This window comes from Enterobacter sp. Taxon_2, from assembly GCF_058355295.1.
Genome location: NZ_CM178024.1, coordinates 748,983 through 769,286, shown reverse-complemented (window position 1 = coordinate 769,286; position 20,304 = coordinate 748,983). Strand labels below are relative to the sequence as shown.

The 20,304-nt window shown below is 55.9% G+C and carries 17 protein-coding genes; 1 reads left to right on the top strand and 16 read right to left on the bottom strand.

Annotated elements, in window-relative coordinates; translation table 11 throughout:
• Positions 1-2 precede the first annotated feature (2 nt).
• Positions 3-197, top strand: coding sequence for a DNA gyrase inhibitor YacG (gene yacG / locus AC4IC4_RS03545; protein WP_024907465.1), 195 nt, complete (start codon positions 3-5; stop codon positions 195-197).
• Between the two features lie 34 nt (positions 198-231).
• On the opposite strand, the gene mutT is transcribed toward yacG, so the two are convergent.
• From mutT to AC4IC4_RS03465, 16 genes are all read right to left on the bottom strand, one after another.
• Positions 232-624 carry an 8-oxo-dGTP diphosphatase MutT gene (mutT, locus tag AC4IC4_RS03540; RefSeq protein WP_024907464.1) on the bottom strand — a complete coding sequence of 131 codons (393 nt, stop codon included), beginning with the start codon at positions 622-624 and terminating at the stop codon, positions 232-234.
• A gap of 57 nt (positions 625-681) precedes the next feature.
• Positions 682-3,387, bottom strand: a complete 2,706-nt coding sequence (gene secA, locus AC4IC4_RS03535) for a preprotein translocase subunit SecA (protein ID WP_024907463.1) — start codon at positions 3,385-3,387, stop codon at positions 682-684.
• 58 nt (positions 3,388-3,445) lie between these two features.
• Entirely contained in the window at positions 3,446-3,949 is a 504-nt protein-coding gene (gene secM / locus AC4IC4_RS03530; RefSeq protein ID WP_193745660.1) for a secA translation cis-regulator SecM, read from the bottom strand.
• A 279-nt stretch (positions 3,950-4,228) separates the two neighbouring features.
• Entirely contained in the window at positions 4,229-5,146 is a 918-nt protein-coding gene (lpxC, locus tag AC4IC4_RS03525; RefSeq protein WP_008501977.1) for a UDP-3-O-acyl-N-acetylglucosamine deacetylase, read from the bottom strand.
• 101 nt (positions 5,147-5,247) lie between these two features.
• Positions 5,248-6,399 (bottom strand): cell division protein FtsZ, encoded by a 1,152-nt coding sequence (ftsZ, locus tag AC4IC4_RS03520; RefSeq protein WP_008501978.1) that lies wholly within the window; start codon positions 6,397-6,399, stop codon positions 5,248-5,250.
• Positions 6,400-6,462: 63 nt separating this feature from the next.
• Positions 6,463-7,719: a cell division protein FtsA gene (ftsA, locus tag AC4IC4_RS03515; RefSeq protein WP_023334508.1), complete on the bottom strand. Its 1,257-nt coding sequence runs from the start codon at positions 7,717-7,719 to the stop codon at positions 6,463-6,465.
• Entirely contained in the window at positions 7,716-8,558 is an 843-nt protein-coding gene (gene ftsQ / locus AC4IC4_RS03510) for a cell division protein FtsQ (RefSeq protein WP_024907461.1), read from the bottom strand. The genes ftsA and ftsQ overlap by 4 nt, the downstream gene beginning before the upstream one ends.
• 1 nt (position 8,559) lies before the next feature.
• Positions 8,560-9,480 carry a D-alanine--D-alanine ligase gene (locus AC4IC4_RS03505; RefSeq protein WP_032649808.1) on the bottom strand — a complete coding sequence of 307 codons (921 nt, stop codon included), beginning with the start codon at positions 9,478-9,480 and terminating at the stop codon, positions 8,560-8,562.
• Entirely contained in the window at positions 9,473-10,948 is a 1,476-nt protein-coding gene (gene murC / locus AC4IC4_RS03500) for a UDP-N-acetylmuramate--L-alanine ligase (RefSeq protein WP_032649810.1), read from the bottom strand. Before murC ends, AC4IC4_RS03505 begins: the two co-directional genes overlap by 8 nt.
• Before the next feature lie 56 nt (positions 10,949-11,004).
• On the bottom strand, positions 11,005-12,069 hold the full coding sequence (gene murG, locus AC4IC4_RS03495; RefSeq protein ID WP_023334504.1) for an undecaprenyldiphospho-muramoylpentapeptide beta-N-acetylglucosaminyltransferase: 1,065 nt from the start codon (positions 12,067-12,069) through the stop codon (positions 11,005-11,007).
• A complete protein-coding gene (ftsW, locus tag AC4IC4_RS03490) occupies positions 12,066-13,310 on the bottom strand; it encodes a cell division protein FtsW (RefSeq protein ID WP_024907458.1) in 1,245 nt (414 codons plus the stop codon). Before ftsW ends, murG begins: the two co-directional genes overlap by 4 nt.
• A complete protein-coding gene (murD, locus tag AC4IC4_RS03485; RefSeq protein ID WP_407859445.1) occupies positions 13,310-14,626 on the bottom strand; it encodes a UDP-N-acetylmuramoyl-L-alanine--D-glutamate ligase in 1,317 nt (438 codons plus the stop codon). Before murD ends, ftsW begins: the two co-directional genes overlap by 1 nt.
• Before the next feature lie 2 nt (positions 14,627-14,628).
• Positions 14,629-15,711, bottom strand: a complete 1,083-nt coding sequence (gene mraY, locus AC4IC4_RS03480) for a phospho-N-acetylmuramoyl-pentapeptide-transferase (protein ID WP_008501985.1) — start codon at positions 15,709-15,711, stop codon at positions 14,629-14,631.
• Complete coding sequence (gene murF, locus AC4IC4_RS03475; protein ID WP_491472156.1) at positions 15,705-17,063, bottom strand: UDP-N-acetylmuramoyl-tripeptide--D-alanyl-D-alanine ligase; 1,359 nt, start codon at positions 17,061-17,063, stop codon at positions 15,705-15,707. The genes mraY and murF overlap by 7 nt, the downstream gene beginning before the upstream one ends.
• On the bottom strand, positions 17,060-18,547 hold the full coding sequence (murE, locus tag AC4IC4_RS03470; protein WP_491472155.1) for a UDP-N-acetylmuramoyl-L-alanyl-D-glutamate--2,6-diaminopimelate ligase: 1,488 nt from the start codon (positions 18,545-18,547) through the stop codon (positions 17,060-17,062). The genes murF and murE overlap by 4 nt, the downstream gene beginning before the upstream one ends.
• The gene (locus AC4IC4_RS03465) at positions 18,534-20,300 is read right to left on the bottom strand and encodes a peptidoglycan glycosyltransferase FtsI (protein WP_024907454.1); all 1,767 of its coding nucleotides are present in this window, start codon (positions 20,298-20,300) and stop codon (positions 18,534-18,536) included. Before AC4IC4_RS03465 ends, murE begins: the two co-directional genes overlap by 14 nt.
• Between the last annotated feature and the right edge of the window lie 4 nt (positions 20,301-20,304).

The window sequence follows — 20,304 nt, the reverse complement described above, 5'->3', positions numbered from 1 at the left end:
CGATGTCTGATGTCACCACCGTAAACTGCCCTACCTGTGGCAAAACCGTTGTCTGGGGCGAAGTGAGTCCGTTCCGCCCATTCTGCTGCAAACGCTGCCAGCTTATTGACCTGGGCGAATGGGCGGCGGAAGAGAAACGCATTCCGAGTAAAGGCGATCTCTCGGACAGCGACGACTGGAGTGAAACCCAGCAGTAATCTGTAAAGCCTGCTGGCGCGTCGCTCAGCAGGCCTACGGTTGTGCGACTAACCGCAGGATCACAGGTTCATTAGCTGGCGGGAATTTTTCGGCATCACTTGCCTGAAGCGCCACCCAGTTACCCGGCTGCCCCTCTTTTCCCCAGGGTTCACCCTCCCAGTTTTCCACCAGCCAGAACCACAGCGTGATGTGCCTGTCCGGAAACTGGTACTCAAGCTTATCAAACAGCGTTGCACCAAGCGGAGTGATCCCCACCTCTTCCTGAAGTTCCCGAACCAGCGCCTCTTCCGGCGTTTCACCTGACTCGATTTTACCGCCCGGAAACTCCCACTTGTTCGCCATATGGGCGTCGGCAGCGCGCTGGGTGATGAAGATTTGGTTTTGCGGGTTGCGAATAATCCCGACGGCAATTTGCAGTATTTTCATATTGTTACTTCCATAAAAAAGGCGCAGATGTCTGCGCCTTTTTGTTTTTTTATGAACTTAGCTCAGACGGCCGTGGCACGCCTTGTACTTTTTACCGGAACCACACGGGCACGGATCGTTACGGCCCACTTTACGATCGCCGGTCTGCGCGGCGATCGCCGCTGCGGCTTCGCTGTCGTCGGTCTGATGACTCAGCTGTTGCATTTGTGCCAGACGCTCGGCTTCTTCACGACGCTGCTGCTCCATCGCTTCCACTTCTTCCGGCATACGCACCTGAACCTTGCTCAGGGTGCTGATCACTTCGTACTTCAGTGACTCCAGCATAGACGCAAACATGGAGAAGGATTCACGCTTGTATTCCTGCTTCGGATCTTTCTGCGCATAGCCACGCAGGTGGATACCCTGACGCAGGTAGTCCATCGCCGCCAGGTGCTCTTTCCACAGGGAGTCCAGAGTCTGCAGCATCACGCCTTTTTCGAAGTGACGCATCATTTCAGCGCCAACAACCTCTTCCTTACGCTTGTAAACGTCCAGCGCGGTTTCAAAGATACGTTCACGCAGGGTCTCTTCGTGCAGCTCAGGCTCTTTGTCCAGCCACTCTTTGATTGGCAGTTCGAGGTCAAAGTCATTTTTCAGACGTTCCTGCAGGCCTTCGATATCCCACATCTCTTCCAGAGACTGCGGTGGAATATGCGCATCAATCGTGGCTTTAAACACATCTTCGCGAATGCTGTTGATGGTTTCGCTCACGTCGGACACGTCCAGCAGTTCGTTACGCTGGGTGTAGATCGCACGGCGCTGGTCGTTAGCCACGTCATCGTATTCCAGCAGCTGCTTACGAATATCGAAGTTGCGGCTTTCCACTTTGCGCTGTGCGTTAGCGATCGCTTTGGTGACCCACGGGTGCTCAATAGCTTCGCCAGGTTTCATCCCCAGCTTACGCATCATGCCGGACACGCGGTCGGAGGCAAAAATACGCATCAGCGCATCTTCCATAGACAGGTAGAACCGGGATGAACCGGCATCACCCTGACGACCCGCACGACCACGCAGCTGGTTATCGATACGACGGGATTCATGACGCTCTGTACCGATGATGTGCAGACCGCCGGACGCCAGAACGGCGTCATGACGAACCTGCCAGTCGGCTTTGATCTGGGCAATCTGTTCTGGCGTTGGGTTTTCCAGCTCCGCCACTTCAGCCTGCCAGCTACCGCCCAGCATAATGTCGGTACCACGACCCGCCATGTTGGTGGCGATGGTTACGGCAGCCGGATAACCCGCCTGCGCAACGATGTCCGCTTCTTTGGCGTGGAATTTGGCGTTAAGAACGTTGTGTTGGATACCCGCTTTCGTCAGCTCGTGCGAAACCACTTCGGATTTCTCGATGGAGATGGTCCCCACCAGAACCGGCTGGCCATTGGCAGTACGGTCGCGAATATCTTCGATGATCGCCTGAATTTTTTCCGCTTCGGTCATGTACACCAAGTCCGGCATATCCTTACGGATCATCGGACGGTTGGTTGGAACGACCACGGTATCCAGCTTGTAGATAGAGCTGAATTCAAACGCTTCGGTATCAGCAGTACCGGTCATCCCCGCCAGCTTCTCGTACAGACGGAAGTAGTTCTGGAAGGTGATAGACGCCAGCGTCTGGTTTTCATTCTGAATATCCACACCTTCTTTGGCTTCCACAGCCTGGTGCAGACCGTCAGACCAGCGACGTCCCTGCATGGTACGGCCAGTGTGCTCATCGACGATGATCACTTCACCGTCTTTTACGATGTAGTCGACGTCGCGGGTGAACAGCGCGTGAGCACGCAGCGCGGCAGTCACGTGGTGCATCAGCATAATGTTGCTCGGGGAGTACAGAGACTCGCCCTCTTCCATAATGCCTTCAGCGACCAGCAGCTCTTCAATTTTCACCAGACCGCGTTCGGTCAGGTTCACCTGGCGCGCTTTTTCATCAACGGAGAAGTGGCCTTCACCCTGGAAGGTATCCGAGTCTTCTTTCTCCTGACGCAGCAGGTGTGGAATGATTTTGTCGACCTTACGGTACATCTCGGAGCTGTCTTCAGCCGGGCCGGAGATGATAAGCGGAGTACGCGCTTCATCGATCAGGATGGAGTCCACCTCATCCACCAGCGCGTAGTGCAGCTTACGCTGGACGCGCTCTTCCGGACTGAACGCCATGTTGTCACGCAGGTAGTCGAAGCCGTATTCGTTGTTGGTACCGTAGGTAATGTCCGCGTTATACGCTTCACGCTTGGCTGGCGCAGGCAGGCCGGACATGTTGATGCCGACGGTCATACCGAGGAATTCGAACAGTGGACGGTTGTTTTCGGCGTCACGCTGCGCCAGATAGTCGTTGACGGTAACGACGTGAACGCCTTTACCGGTCAGCGCGTTCAGGTAAGCCGGCAGCGTTGCGGTCAGGGTTTTACCTTCACCGGTACGCATTTCCGCGATGCAGCGCTCGTTAAGCACCATACCACCCAGCAGCTGAACGTCGAAGTGACGCATGCCGAATACGCGCTTACTTGCTTCACGCACAACTGCAAACGCTTCCGGGATCAGGCTTTCTAAGGTTTCGCCTTTTTCCAGACGCGCACGGAATTCCGCCGTTTTCGCTTTCAGCTCATCATCAGAGAGCTTCTCCATCGCCGGTTCCATCCCGTTGATGACGGCAACAGCTTTGCGCATACGGCGCAGGGTACGATCGTTACGACTACCAAAAACTTTAGTTAACAATTTGATTAGCATAATAAATTCTCAAACGCCCCATCGTGGGCAGATAAATTAAGGTATTGAAAAAGTTAATTTAGCTGAGGCGTTGTGGCCCGGCACGAATGCCGTGAGTCTGGCTAATCCAGGTTGAAACAGAGAATGAGACAGGAGGAACAAGCGCGAGCTGCGCCGTCTGGCGAACCATGACCGGCGGCTGGCTGTCCTGCGTGAGCAGCGCGTTGAGCGTGTCCAGCAGCGCAAGATGCTGTGCCTGCACCGGAAGCGTCTCTTCCGCAACAGGCATGGCCTGTGGTGCCATCGCGAAGGAGAGATGACGGATAACCGTGCGGATAGCGTGCTGGTGCCAGTAATCAACGGAGAAATTCGGGCGGCGGCTGGCTTCAAGCCACGCGAGGTTTGTAAAGTTAACCCGCGTGTTGAGATCGTGTTTGGTGGTAGAGGTTTTCGCGGGCGTCGCCGCTTCGGCACTGTTGCTGAGCGCAGGCAAGCCGAAACTCGCCGCGACCATCCCTAATAAGAGATGCGGCCAGAAGTAACGTCTGCCAAATTGTCGCCAGCGCGTCAGTATTCCGCTCACCTGCTCCACCCAATAAGCCAGCCTTGCAGAGGCTGAGTTCAGTTATTCTTTTTAGCGCCCAGATAGTACCACTAAAGCTAATGTACATCAGCAGGAATGAGGTGCCGCCGCGGGGAAAAACGGTCAAGAATGCAGCTAACGCACACATTTTCTGCGTAAGACAAACGAGAGATAACGCCGGGGCAAACGAAGAAGGGTAAAAATAAAAACGACTGGTCTTCCTGGTCGGAGAGAGTACCAGGTTAACCAGTCGATTTTTTTACGAAACGGTCTGAACCGTTACGCCAGAACCATGCTTGGTGCTTTGAAAGCCAGCGGCAGTTCAGCTTCGTCTTCGAAGGTCACATATTCCCAGGCTTCCTGTTTTGCCAGGACGGCCTGCAACAGTTTGTTGTTCAGCGCATGACCGGATTTGAACGCGGTAAATGCACCAATGATGTTGTGACCACACATGAACAGGTCGCCGATAGCATCCAGCATTTTGTGACGAACGAATTCATCTTCGAAACGCAGGCCGTCTTCGTTCAGTACGCGATAATCGTCAACAACGATGGCACAATCGAAGCTGCCGCCCAGGCACAGGCCGCGGGACTGCAGATATTCGATATCACGCATGAAGCCAAATGTACGGGCTCGGCTGATCTGGCGCATAAACGCATCAGCAGAGAAGTTCATCGCATAGCGTTGGGTGCTGGAGTCAATCGCCGGATGGTTAAAGTCGATGGTAAAGTCCAACGAGAAACCATTGTACGGTTTGAATTCAGCCCACTTGTCGCCATCTTCGACGCGAACGGTCTCTTTGATGCGTACAAATTTCTTCGCGCAGTTCAGTTCTTCGATGCCGGCATCCAGCAACAGATAGACGAACGGTGCAGCACTGCCATCCATAATCGGGATTTCTGGCGCATCGACTTCAACAATAATGTTGTCGATACCCAGACCCGCCAGGGCGGCGTTCAGGTGCTCTACGGTAGAAATCCGCACGTCATGCTCGTTCACCAGACAAGTACAGAGCATAGTATCACGCACAGATTTGGCATCGGCCGGAAAATCTACCGGTGGATTCAAGTCGGTGCGACGATAGATGACCCCGGTATTGGCCGGCGCAGGGCGTAACGTCAGCGTGACTTTCTTGCCGGTATGTAAACCGACACCAGTCGCCTGAACGATACGTTTAAGTGTCCTTTGTTTGATCATCGTATAATCTCGCCAAATTAACTATCCAACCGAGAGTGTATATCACTAACGGTGGGCCAGTTTAGCACAAAGAGCGCAAATCCCCTAATTCCAGCCAATTCTTAGTCAGCTTGCTTACGCAGGAACGCCGGGATATCCAGATAATCTGGCTCTTTCGCCGTTTGCGGCGTTGGATCATTCACCACTTTCGCGGCCGGTTTCTGCTCCTGAGTCAGAGGAGACATACCGTGCTGCTGGTAACGATCCATTACCGGTTGCTGAGTCTGCTTGTTGGTCACTAAGGTGATCTCAGGACGTTTGTCCATACCGATACCGGTCGCAACAACGGTAACACGCAGCTCGTCGTTCATTTCAGGGTCAAGGGAAGTACCGATTACCACGGTAGCGTTGTCAGAGGCGAACGCACGGATAGTGTTACCCACGGTTTCGAACTCATCCAGACGCAGGTCAAAGCCAGCGGTAATGTTGACCAGCACGCCGCGCGCACCAGACAGATCGATATCTTCCAGCAGTGGAGAAGAGATAGCCATTTCAGCCGCTTCTTCTGCACGGTCTTCACCGCTCGCCACGCCAGAGCCCATCATCGCGTAGCCCATTTCGGACATCACGGTGCGAACGTCTGCAAAGTCAACGTTCATCAGGCCAGGACGGGTAATCAGTTCAGCGATACCCTGAACCGCACCTTTCAGCACGTCGTTTGCTGCACCGAATGCGTCCAGCAGGGAGATACCGCGACCCAGAACTTTCAACAGCTTATCGTTCGGGATGGTGATCAGCGAGTCCACATGCTTGGACAGCTCGGTGATACCCTGCTCCGCGAAAGCCATACGCTTCTTGCCTTCAAAGTTGAAAGGCTTGGTCACGACAGCAACGGTCAGGATACCTAAATCTTTTGCCACTTCAGCCACAACAGGTGCTGCGCCGGTACCGGTACCGCCACCCATACCTGCTGCGATGAAGACCATGTCCGCACCTTCCAGTGCAGCGCGCAGGGCTTCACGATCTTCTTCAGCCGCATTGCGACCCACTTCCGGGTTAGCCCCTGCTCCCAGCCCTTTGGTGATACCACCGCCGATCTGGATAGTCTGGCCTACAGCCGTTTTACGCAGTGCCTGTGCATCGGTGTTAACTGCGAAGAACTCAACACCTTCAATGCGTTCACGCACCATATGCTCTACGGCGTTACCGCCGCCGCCACCGACGCCGATGACTTTAATCACCGCGTCGTTGGTCAGTTCCATAGGTTCAAACATAATTTCTCTCTCCGTTGTGCCTGTCGCCCGAGACCGCTAATTCTCTCCGGTCTCTTAAAAAAATTAAAACTCTTTTCGCAACCAGTTGTTCAGTCGTTTGACCCACGACCCCACTGAAACGCGTTTTTCCACTTCCGCTTCACCACTGAGATGAGATTCCTTCCCGTAGTGGAGCAGGCCCACAGCCGTTGAATAATACGGCTCCTGAGCATAATCCGTTAAACCGGTGATATTCAGCGGTGCACCAATACGCACCTGCGTATGGAACACGCGCTGAGCACAGGCCGCAAGGCCTTCAATTTGCGCTGCACCGCCGGTTAATACAATCCCCGCCGCAAGATGATGTTTAACGCCCTGCTGACGAAGCTGTTCCTGTAACTGTAAAATCTCTTCGTTGACCAGGTTGAGCAGCTCGGTATAGCGCGGCTCAATCACCTCTGCCAACGTCTGGCGCTGCAGGCTACGCGGTGGACGACCACCAACGCTCGGCACTTCAACGCTCTCATCTTTGCCAACAATAGACCCCAGCGCACAGCCGTGGCGCACTTTAATCGCTTCTGCATCGCTCGGCGGCGTACCAAAAGCGTAAGCAATATCGCTGGTCACGACGTTCCCTGCGTACGGGATCACTTTGGTGTGGCGCAACGCACCGCCGGTATACACGGCGATATCCATTGTACCACCACCAATATCGACCACACAGACACCCAGTTCACGTTCATCTTCGGTCAGCACGGAATAACTTGCCGCCAGCCCCGCGAAAATAAGTTGGTCAACTTTCAGGCCACAACGTTCAACGGCTTTTACAATGTTCTTCGCCATATCGTTGTGACATGTGATCAGGTGCACTTTTGCCTGCATACGTACGCCGGAAAGACCCACCGGGTTCTTAATCCCTTCCTGGTAGTCGATCGCATATTCCTGCGGGATGACATGCAGCACGCGATGCTCATCGCGAACGCGCACGGACTTCGCCGTATGCACGACGTTCTCAACGTCTTCCTGCGTCACTTCTTCTTCGGAAATCGGCACCATACCGATTTCGTTCTGGCAGCTAATGTGCTTACCAGAAAGGGCCAGATAGACAGAAGAAATCTGGCAATCTGCCATCAATTCAGCCTGATCGATGGCGCGCTGAACGCATTTCACCACCGATTCAAGATCGTTTACCCCACCTTTATCCATACCACGGGACGGGCAACTGCCTACGCCAATGATATTGACCATACCGTCGGGCAGAACTTCCCCTACTAAAGCGGCAACCTTCGCGGTGCCAATCTCCAGTCCAACTACCAGTTTTCTGTCCGTCGCCTTGATCATTGTTGTTCTGCCTGTACCTGTGCCTGATTCTGTTGCTGATTAGGTTCCTCGACCGGAGCCGGTACCCAACCGACTGCTGCGCCTGAGTCATAGCGCAAATCAACGTAGCTTATCCGTTTGCCGTCAGTCTGTGCCTGCTGCTGTAAAACCGGGTAAAGTTCGACAAAACGCGCCAGACGCTTCATTGTGTCTCCGCGTCCCAGGTTGAGCTTAATGCCGTTCGTTAACGTCAGCTGCCAGGAACGGCGCGCCGTCATGGCAGCATCTTTTAACGTAAACCTGTCCTTCGCCAGCACCTGACCCATTTCGCGAAAACCCTGTAACACTTCGTTTTCGCTGCCTTCAGGGCCATACAACATCGGTAAATTTTGCTTGTTGACACGATCGGTCGGGACGCTGAAGGAATTTCCGTCTACGTCAACCATGTGCTGATCATTCCAACGCGCAATGGGCACATATTCAACCAGATGAATCTTCAATTCATCAGGCCATTGCTTTCTTACGCTCGCCTGTTTTATCCATGGCAGACGTTCTATCTGGCTCTGGATAATATTGACGTCCTGCGTCATAAAGGTGCCAGGCGAGCCCAGCGCCAGTATTGACTGACGAATATCGTCGTTACGCGTGTAGTGGCGCTCGCCGGTGACCACCAGCTTAGAGAGCGGCAACCGCTGCGCATCTTCCATCCAGCCCAGGACCATCCAGCCGCTGATAAACACAGTGCACAACACCCCGAGCAGGAAAATGATGCCTGCAAGACGCGTTCCATTACTGCGGCGTGAAGAGGTGTATTCGTCCTCGTCATCGCGGTTGCGCGTGTTCAATGCAGCCTGAGACATATCAGCCCGCCTGGTCCAGAATGCGTACGACTAACTGCGAGAAACTCATCCCCGCCTGACGCGCAGCCATCGGCACAAGGCTGTGGCTGGTCATTCCCGGAGAGGTATTGGCTTCCAGCAAATAAAATTGCCCATCACTGTCCTGCATCACGTCGATGCGTCCCCAGCCGCGGCAACCCAGAACATGCCAGGCTTTAAGCACCAGGGACTGTAAATCTGCTTCACGCTCGGCTTCAAGACCACAAGGGCAGAAATATTGCGTCTCATCAGAGAGATACTTCGCCTCATAATCATAGAAGACTCCAGCGGGTTGGATGCGGATTGACGGTAAAATTTCTTCGCCAAGCATCGCGACGGTAAATTCTGGCCCGCTGAGCCATTTTTCAATCAGAACTTCTTCATCATGTTGAAATGCCAGTGCTAAAGCGGACGAAAGATCTTCAGCTTTGTCGACTTTGGACATTCCCACACTGGAGCCTTCCCGGCTGGGCTTTACAATAACCGGTAAGCCCAGTTCAGCAATGCGTGTATTAACGCTATCCGGCAGGCCCAATTCAAATTCGCGACGCGTCAGCGCAACCCATGGCGCAACGGGTAACCCCGCGCCCTGCCACAGGAGTTTGCTGCGCAGTTTATCCATAGAGATAGCGGAGGCCATCACGCCGCTGCCGGTGTACGGCATGCCGATCAAATCCAGAAGCCCCTGCAGGGTGCCATCTTCACCGCCGCGACCATGCAAAGCGATAAAGACTTTATCGAAGCCCATGGCTTTTAATTGCGTCACGTCGACCTCTTTTGGGTCGACCAGGTGCGCATTGACGCCCCCTTCTCGCAGGCCCGCGAGCACAGCCGCGCCGGAATTCAGGGAAACCTCACGCTCGGCGGAGGTGCCGCCAGACAGGACAGCAATCTTATCAGCCATGATGCTCATCCTCCTGAGTTTGCGGCTTCAGTTTGATTTCAGCTAAGGTACGGGCGATTTTGCCGATATTTCCCGCGCCCTGGATCAGAATCAAATCGTTACCTGTCAGGACCGGAGCCAGAATTTCCGCCACCTGTGCAGGGTCAGAAACCAGAATAGGGTCAACTTTACCGCGTCCACGGATGGTACGACACAGAGAACGACTGTCTGCGCCCGGAATCGGCGTTTCGCCCGCAGAATAAACATCCAGCATTAACAAGGTATCAACCTGTGACAGGACGCTGGCGAAATCGTCGTACAGATCGCGCGTACGCGTGAAGCGGTGCGGCTGGAAGATCATCACCAGATTCTTGTCAGGCCAGCCTGCACGTGCGGCTTTAATGGTGGCGTCCACTTCGGTCGGATGGTGGCCGTAGTCGTCCACCAACATCGCTGTGCCGGCTTTACCGTTCACGGCGTCCAGCGGGAATTCACCGAGGAAGTCGAAACGACGGCCGGTGCCCTGGAAGCTTTCCAGCGCGCGTAGAATCGCATCATCATCAATGCCTTCTTCCGTCGCGACGGCCACTGCCGCTGCGGCATTGAGGGCGTTATGGCGACCTGGCGCATTCAGCGTGACGTGCAGCAGTTCTTTGTCCTGACGCGCCAGCGTGAAATGCCCCTGCGCACCAATCTGTTTGTACTCCTCCACGCGGACATCAGCGTCTTCGCTGAAGCCGTAAGTGGTGATTTGACGACCCACGCGCGGCAGCAGCTCGCGGATCACCGGATCGTCTACGCACATCACCGCGCGTCCATAGAACGGCAGGTTGTGCAGGAAGTTGATGAAGGTCTGCTTAAGATTCTCGAAGTCGCCCTGGTAGGTATCCATATGGTCAGCTTCGATGTTAGTGACAATCGCCACCATCGGCTGCAGGTGCAGGAACGACGCGTCGCTCTCATCCGCTTCGGCAATCAGATAACGACTGTGGCCCAGACGCGCATGTACGCCTGCGGCTTTGACCAGACCGCCGTTGACGAAGGTCGGATCGAGACCCGCTTCCGCATAAATACTGGAGACCATCGCCGTGGTCGTGGTTTTACCGTGGGTCCCGGCAATAGCAATGCCGTGACGGAAACGCATCAGTTCCGCCAGCATTTCAGCACGGCGGATCACCGGAATGCGCGCTTCATGCGCGGCAACGATTTCCGGGTTGTCAGAGGAGATGGCGCTTGAGACCACCACCACGCTCGCATCGCGCACGTTTTCCGGACGATGGTTGAAATAGATAGTCGCCCCAAGCGATGCCAGCTGCTGCGTAACAGGGTTTGGCGCCAGGTCAGACCCGCTGATCTGATAGCCTTCGTTAGCTAACACTTCGGCAATACCGCCCATGCCAGCACCACCGATGCCAACAAAGTGAATGTGCCGGACGCGACGCATCTCGGGCACGATTGAACGCAGTTTTGCCAGTTGTTGTGTATTCATTCTCTAAACGCCATCGACTACTTAAAATTCGTGCCGCGCTTCACGCGCTGCGAGGGTTAAGCCTGGGCTGCCAGGCTCACTTCTTTTGCCACCCGTTCCGTCGCATCAGGGATAGCGGCCGCGCGCGCGCGTTGCGCCATCTCCAGCAGTGCGTCTCTGTTCCAGCCCGCCAGGGTGGTGGCGACCGCGTCGGCGGTAAATTGTGGCTGCTCAAATATCTTCGCGGCACCGGCTTTCTCAAGCGGCAGCGCATTCCAGTACTGCTGTCGGTCTTTGTGCTGGAACGGCACAAACAGGGCAGGCAGACCGGCGGCGGCGATCTCGCTCACCGTCAGCGCGCCTGAACGACAGACCACGACATCGGCCCAGGCATACGCTGCTGCCATGTCGTCGATAAACTCTGTGACTTTATGCTGCGGCTGACCTTCGTCTGCGTAAGCCTGCTCAACGGTCTGCTGAGCGCCTTTTCCGCTCTGGTGCCAGATCGTCACGGCATCCCCCAGCTTTGCGGCAACCTGCGGCATCGTCTGGTTTAAGATACGCGCGCCCTGAGAGCCGCCGACGACCAGTACACGCACCGGCCCTTCACGGCCCGTCAGGCGAGCGTCCGGCAGCGGCAGCGCCAGCACGTCCACACGCACCGGGTTACCTACGACGTCCGCTTTCGGGAACGCGCCGGGAAACGCCTGCATAACTTTGGTGGCGATTTTCGCCAGCCATTTGTTGGTCAGACCGGCAATACCGTTCTGCTCATGCAGCACAACGGGAATACCTAACGACCACGCCGCCAGCCCACCAGGACCCGAGACATAGCCGCCCATGCCCAGCACCACATCCGGCTTAAAGCGCTTCATGATGGTGCGCGCCTGACGCCAGGCGTTAAAAATACGCACCGGTGCCAGCAGCATTGCCTTGAGGCCTTTGCCCCGAAGGCCGGAAATACGAATAAAGTCGATCTCGATACCGTGCTTCGGTACCAGGTCGGCCTCCATGCGGTCTGCGGTTCCCAGCCAGCGTACCTGCCAGCCCTGATCCATTAAATGGTGCGCAACCGCCAGCCCCGGGAACACGTGTCCGCCGGTACCGCCTGCCATCACCATTAACCGCTTCGGTTGATTCATCGTGAACCTCGTGTAAACGCCTGGGCTTTTTCCAGACGCGTCTCATAATCTATACGCAACAAAAACATGATGGCCGTCGACATAATCAACAGACTGGAACCACCATAACTGATCAACGGCAACGTCAGACCTTTGGTCGGCAGCATACCCGCTGCGGCCCCGACGTTAACCAATGCCTGGAAGCTAAACCAGATACCAATTGAACAGGCTAAGAATCCTGAGAAGCGGTGATCGATCTCCAGCGCTTTCCGGCCGATGGACATGGCGCGGAAAGCGACGAAGAATACCATTAATAGCGCTAATACCACACCGATATAACCCAGTTCTTCCGCAATAATGGAGAAGATGAAGTCAGTATGCGCTTCCGGTAAATACTCCAGTTTCTGTACCGAGTTACCCAGACCCTGTCCCCAGACTTCGCCGCGACCAAAGGCCATCAGCGACTGAGTCAGCTGATAACCGCTGCCGAACGGATCTTCCCACGGGTTCCAGAACGAGGTTACACGGCGAATACGGTAAGGCTCGGCGAGGATCAGCAGCACAACCGCCGAAATCCCCATTCCGATGATAGCGATGAACTGCCACAGCTTCGCGCCCGCCAGGAACAGCATCGCCAGAGTGGTAACGAACAGCACGACAACGGTACCGAGGTCAGGCTGCGCCAGCAGTAATACCGCCAGCACCAGAATCACGCCCATCGGTTTTAAGAAGCCGCGCAGGTTATTACGCACTTCATCTACCTTACGCACCAGGTAGTTAGCCAGGTAGCAGAACAGGGAGAGCTTGGTAAATTCCGCAGGCTGAATACGCAGCGGGCCAAAGGCGATCCAGCGCGATGCCCCGTTAACAGAGCTCCCCACCACCAGTACGATCAGCAGCATAATAATCGAGGCGATCAGCATCGCCGTACTGTGCCGCTGCCAGAACTCCATTGGCAGACGCAAGGTCACCAGCGCCAGGCAAAACGCCAGAATGATGTACAGACCATCACGCTTGGCAAACAGGAAAGGATCGTTCGCCAGACGCTGCCCGACGGGCATTGAGGCGGACGTCACCATAATAAAGCCGACCGCCGCCAGCCCCATCGTGAGCCAGAACAGTGTGCGATCGTACATGACCAGGCTGTCGTTATCTTTTTGACGAGAGCCCATCACCCAGCCTTTGAGCGCCGCAAACAGCCATGCCAGGATCCCAAATCCTGGCAGGCGCGGCATTTTCAGGCGAGGGAGAGATAAACGCATCAGCCTAACTCCTTCGCCAGGCGGGTAAAGACATCACCACGCTGTTCGAAATTCTTGAATTGATCGAGGCTGGCGCAGGCCGGAGAGAGCAGCACCATATCGCCTGGCTTCACGCGAGGAGCAATCAGCCGCATCGCCTGTTCCATGGTTTCGGTTTGCTCGGCGACCTCGGGGCGCAGTGCAGCCAGCTCGCTGCCGTCACGGCCGAAGCAGTACAGACGGACGTTATCACCGGAAAGATACGGTTTCAGGGAGGAGAAATCCGCTGATTTACCGTCGCCACCCAGCAGCAAATGCAGCGTGCCGTCAACGTGCAGGCCGTTCAGCGCGGCCTCCGTGCTGCCCACGTTGGTGGCTTTAGAGTCGTTGATCCAGCGTACGCCGTTGTGCTCCAGCGCCAGCTGGAAACGGTGTGCCAGACCAGAAAACGTGGTTAATGCTTTCAGGCTGGAGGAGCGTGGCAGCCCTACTGCATCTGCCAGCGCCAGCGCCGCCAGGGCATTGGTATAGTTGTGCTGACCAGTGAGCTTCATCTCTTTCACGTTCAGCACTTTCTCACCCTTCACGCGCAGCCATGTTTCGCCCAGCTGGCGGTTCAGGTGGTAATCCCCCATCGTGATACCGAAGCTGATGCAGCGATCGTCTGCGCCACGCACCGGCATGGTCAGCGCATCATCGGCGTTCACTACGCAGACTTTGGCATTCTCATAAACGCGCAGCTTGGCGGCACGGTACTGCTGCAGACCAAATGGATATCTGTCCATGTGATCTTCAGTCACGTTGAGGATTGTCGCAGCCGCAGCGTGCAGGCTGGAGGTTGTTTCCAGCTGGAAGCTGGAAAGCTCGAGAACATACAGCTCACAGCCTTTATCCAGCAGCATCAGAGCGGGTAAACCAATGTTACCGCCAACGCCGACGTTCATGCCCGCCGCTTTCGCCATTTCACCCACCAGGGTAGTGACGGTGCTTTTACCGTTAGAACCGGTAATGGCGATAACGGGCGCCTGCGCTTCGCGGCAGAACAGCTCAATATCGCCGACAATCTCAACGCCCGCATCCGCGGCAGCGCTCAGTGAAGGATGCGCCAGCGCCATACCCGGGCTGGCGACAATCAGATCGGCTGCCAGCAGCCAGTCATCATTCAGACCACCAAGGTGGCGTTCAACCTGTTCAGGCAGTTTGTCCAGACCCGGCGGAGAGACACGCGTATCCATCACGCGCGGCGTCACGCCACGCGCGAGGAAAAAGTCCACGCAGGAGAGCCCCGTAAGGCCCAACCCGATGATAACGACTTTTTTGCCCTGGTAATCTGCCATGATTAACGTACCTTCAGCGTTGCCAGGCCAATCAGCACCAGCATCAGCGAAATAATCCAGAAGCGCACAATCACGCGCGGCTCCGGCCAGCCTTTCAGTTCATAGTGGTGGTGAATCGGCGCCATACGGAAGATGCGCTGACCGCGCAGCTTGAAGGAACCGACCTGCAAAATCACCGATAGGGTTTCAACGACAAACACGCCGCCCATGATCACCAGCAGGAACTCCTGACGCAGCAGTACGGCGATAATGCCGAGCGCACCGCCCAAAGCCAGAGAACCGACGTCCCCCATAAAGACCTGCGCCGGATAGGTGTTGAACCACAGGAAGCCCAGCCCCGCGCCGACAATCGCCGTACAGACGATCACCAGCTCACCCGCGTGGCGCAGATAAGGGATGTGCAAGTAGTTCGCAAAGTTCATGTTACCGGTCGCCCACGCCACCAGCGCAAAACCGGCGGCGACAAAGACGGTTGGCATAATGGCCAGACCATCCAGACCGTCGGTCAGGTTTACGGCGTTGCCGGTACCGACAATCACAAAGTAGGCCAGCAGGATGTAGAACAGCCCCAGCTGCGGCATCACGTCTTTAAAGAACGGCACGACCAGCTCGGTGGCTGGCGTGTCTTTCCCGGCCAGATACAGCGCGAAGGCCACGCCCAGCGCAATCACCGACATCCAGAAATATTTCCAGCGGGCAATCAGGCCTTTGGTGTCTTTACGAACAACTTTGCGGTAATCATCAACAAAACCGATGATCCCATAACCCACCAGTACCGTCAGAACGCACCAGACGTACGGGTTGGAGGGATAGGCCCACAGCAGCACGGAAACGACGATGGCGGTCAGGATCATGATCCCGCCCATGGTCGGCGTACCGCGTTTGCTGAAGTGCGATTCCGGACCGTCGTTACGTACAACCTGACCGAAAGAGAGTTTTTGCAGACGGGCAATCATGCGCGGGCCCATCCACAACGAGATGAACAGCGCAGTCAGCAGGCTGACGATGGCGCGAAACGTCAGATATGAAAAGACGTTAAAGCCTGAATAATATTTGACCAAATGTTCGGCCAGCCAAACTAACATGTCCCGTTCTCCTGTAATGCGTGCACAACCTCTTCCATGGCGGCACTACGTGAACCTTTCACTAACACAGTCACAATTTGTTTTTCTGCAATCAACGCTTTAAGGCGCTCTATCAACGCGGCTTTGTCAGCAAAATGCTCGCCAACGCCGCTGGCATAGCTAATCGCCTGGCTCAGTTTTCCTGCGCTCAGCACACAGTCCAGCCCCGCCGCTTTCGCCGCTTCACCGACCTGGATATGACAGGCTTCGCTTTCGTCGCCCAGCTCTGCCATATCGCCAACTACCATGATGCGATAGCCCGGCATTTCAGATAACACCTGCACCGCCGCCGTCATCGAGCCAACGTTCGCGTTGTAGGAGTCATCCAGCAGCAGCTTATTTTCCGAAAGCTGAATCGGGAACAGACGTCCCGGCACGGCTTTCAGGTTCGCCAGCCCGGTTTTAATCGCTTCATGCGACGCGCCCACCGCCGTCGACAACGCCGCCGCCGCAAGCGCATTGGCGATGTTATGGCGACCCGGCAGCGGCAGCAGCACATCGACACCACCCGTTGGGGTGGTGAGGGTGAATTCTGTGCCGTGCGACGTCACATGGATATTGGTCGCGGTAAAATCACTGTTGACCGCATTCGGCGAGAAGCGCCAGGTTTTACGCGAACCAATAATGCTCTGCCAGTTCAGCCAGTCGTTGTTATCGGCGTTCAGGATGGCGATACCGTCATCCGGCAGGCCGGTGTAAATCTCACCTTTGGCTTTTGCTACGCCTTCCAGCGAGCCAAAGCCTTCCAGATGCGCAGCCGCGAGGTTATTCACCAGTGCGGCTTCCGGGCGAGTCAGGCTCACGGTCCAGGCGATTTCGCCCTGGTGGTTTGCCCCTAACTCGATCACCGCAAATTCATGTTCTTTGGTCAGGCGGAGTAATGTCATCGGCACGCCAATGTCATTATTGAGGTTGCCCGCGGTATAAAGCGTATTCCCGCACTGGCTGAGGATCGCCGCCGTCATCTCTTTCACCGACGTCTTGCCTGATGATCCGGTCAGGGCGACAACGCGCGCAGGGACCTGCTGACGAACCCAGGCGGCCAGCTCACCGAACGCGAGACGCGTATCTTTCACCACAATTTGCGGCAGATCGATATCCAGCTTGCGGCTGACCAGCAGCGCACCGGCGCCGTTCTCTTTGGCCTGTTCAGCAAAATCATGCGCGTCAAAACGCTCGCCTTTCAGCGCCACAAACAGACAGCCTGCGGTGATTTTGCGGGTGTCCGTCGTGACGGCATCAATCGTCAGGTCTTGCCCGTGCAGGTCACCCTGCAGAATGGCAGCGGCCTGGCTTAACGTGATGCTAATCATGCCACGACTCCCAGCAGACGTGCTGCCGTTACGCGGTCCGAGTAGTCCAGACGGCGATTGCCAACGATCTGATAATCTTCATGGCCTTTACCCGCCAGCAGGACAACATCATTCTCCCGCGCCTGCATGATGGTGTTAGTCACGGCTTCCGCACGGCCTTCCACCACGCGAGCGCGGCCCGCGTCCAGCATGCCCGCCAGAATGTCATTAATGATGGCGCGCGGCTCTTCCGTACGCGGGTTGTCATCTGTGACTACCGGAATATCTGCAAACTGCTCGGCAATAGCCCCCATCAGTGGGCGTTTGCCTTTGTCGCGATCGCCGCCGCAGCCAAACACGCACCAGAGCTTCCCTGTGCAGTGCAGGCGCGCCGCTTCCAGCGCTTTTTCCAGCGCGTCCGGCGTGTGGGCATAATCAACCACAACGGTCGGTTTGCCCGGCGCGCTGAACACTTCCATACGGCCGCAAACCGGCTGCAGACGCGCTGAGGTTTTCAGCAGCTCAGCCATTGGATACCCCAGCGCCAGCAGCGTCGCCAGCGCCAGCAGCAGGTTGCTGACGTTAAACGCGCCCATCAGGCGGCTTTCAATTTCGCCTTCACCCCAGGAAGAGGCAAAGCGGATTGTCGCCCCGCTGTCGTGGTAATTCACTTCAACCGCCTTCAGCCAGCGGCCGTGGCAGTTTGGATTGATATGGTCTTCTATCGACACTGCTACCGCATCCGGCAGCTTCGCCAGCCAGCGGCGGCCCACTTCGTCGTCGGCGTTGATGATGGCTTGTCCGTAATGGTGAGTAGAGAACAGCAGCCATTTCGCGGCTTCGTAATGCTCCATATCACCATGATAATCAAGATGATCGCGGCTAAGATTGGTAAACACGGAAGCGGCAAATTTCAGCGCTGCGACGCGGTGCTGTACCAGACCGTGCGAAGAGACTTCCATCGCAGCAAAGGTTGCCCCCTGCCCTGCCAGACCGGCAAGCACATGCTGTACGTCTACCGCGGAGCCGGTGGTGTTTTCCGTTGGGCTCACTTTGCCCAGCAGGCCATTACCCACGGTCCCCATCACCGCACCGGTTTCACCCAGCAGCTGGGCCCACTGCGCCATCAGCTGCGTGGTGGTGGTTTTACCGTTGGTACCCGTCACGCCAACCAGGCGCAGCTGGTCGGAAGGTTCGTGATAAAAACGCCCCGCCAGTGCGGAAAGACGCTCGTTTAACTGGCTGAGATAGATAACCGGCACCCCATGCATTTCACGGATCTCACCGTCGGTTGCCTCATCTTTAGCCTCAGCAATAATGGCAGCCACACCTTGCGCAATCGCCTGCGGGATATAACGACGCCCGTCCGCCTGATGACCGACCACCGCCACAAAAAGATCGCCAGAAGCAGCCACGCGGCTGTCCAGTATCATCTCTCGCAGTGCTCGCTCCGGTGCATTTGGCACCCACGGAGCGAGAAGGTCGCGCAAATTACGATCTGCCACCTGTACCCTCGCCTTGATTAATTACAAATTCACTTTTTTCGCCCGTCGCCAGCGCATCCGGTTCAATGTTCATGGTACGTAACACGCCGCCCATGATAGCCCCGAACACAGGCGCGGAGACGGCGCCGCCGTAGTATTTACCCGCCTGTGGATCGTTAATCACGACCACCAGCGCAAAACGCGGATTGCTTGCAGGCGCAACGCCTGCGGTATAGGCAATGTATTTGTTGATATAGCGGCCATCAGGCCCCACTTTTTTCGCCGTACCGGTCTTGATAGCGATGCGATAACCTTTGATTGCCGCCTTCACGCCGCCGCCACCGGGCAGCGCCACGCTTTCCATCATATGAACAACAGTACGGACGGTCGATTCCGGGAAGATACGCTCACCGGGAACCGGTGGATCAACTTTGGTAATCGACAGCGGACGATAAACGCCATAGCTGCCGATCGTTGCGTAGACTCGCGCTAACTGTAACGGTGTCACCATTAGCCCGTAGCCGAAAGAGAAGGTGGCCCTCTCTATGTCAGACCACCGTTGTTTTTGAGGATATAAGCCACTGCGTTCTCCGACCAACCCCAAATTGGTCGCCTTTCCAAGCCCAAAACGTGAGTAAGTCTCTACTAACGCTGAGGACGGCATCGCTAACGCCAGCTTTGAAACACCGACGTTACTCGACTTCTGTAACACCCCGGTCAGGGTCAATTCGCTGTAGCGCGCCACGTCTTTGATTTCGTGACCGTTAATTCGGTAAGGAATGGTATTCAGTACGGTATTTTCATTAACGATACCGCGCTGAAGTGCAGTCATGACGACCATCGGCTTAACGGTCGAACCCGGTTCGAACACGTCGGTGATGGTACGGTTACGCATAATATCCTTTTGCGTACCGGTAAGATTGTTAGGGTTGTAGGACGGGCTATTGGCCATCGCCAGCACTTCACCCGTGTTGACATCAACTAACACGGCACTACCCGATTCCGCTTTGTTAAAGGCCACGGCGTTGTTCAGCTCGCGGTAAACCAGCGCCTGTAACCGCTCATCGATACTCAGCGCAAGGTTGTGTGCTGCCTGGCTGTCCGTTGAGGAAATATCCTCGATCACGCGACCATAGCGGTCTTTACGCACAATGCGCTCACCGGGCTGGCCGGTCAGCCATTTATCAAAGCTTTTTTCAACGCCCTCAATCCCCTGGCTATCAACGTTAGTAAAGCCAATGAGGTGAGCAGTCACTTCGCCGGATGGATAGTACCGGCGGGATTCTTCGCGCAGATGGATCCCCGGCAGCTTCAATTTTTTGATGTAGTCTGCCATGTCAGGATTCACCTGACGCGCCAGATAGATAAAGCGCCCTCTCGGGTTGGTATTCACGCGTGAAGATAACTGGTCCAGCGGCATCTTCAGCGCATCCGCAAGGGCCTTCCACCGGTTATCAAGCGTGATGCCGCCAGCATCATGCAGTTCTTTCGGATCGGCCCAGATAGCCTTCACCGGCACGCTCACCGCCAGCGGACGACCCGAGCGGTCGGTGATCATCCCACGGGATGTCGACACTTCCTGGACGCGCAGAGAGCGCATATCGCCCTGGCGTACCAGCATGTCAGGGGCGACGATTTGTAGCCAGGCCACGCGTCCGAGCAGGAAACCCAGCGCCAGTAAAATGCAGCCGCAAAGCAACGCAAAACGCCAACTGACAAAGTTGGCCTGTTCTTCCTGACGTTTTGGTTTTAGCGTTTTTGCCGCTGCTTTCATGCGT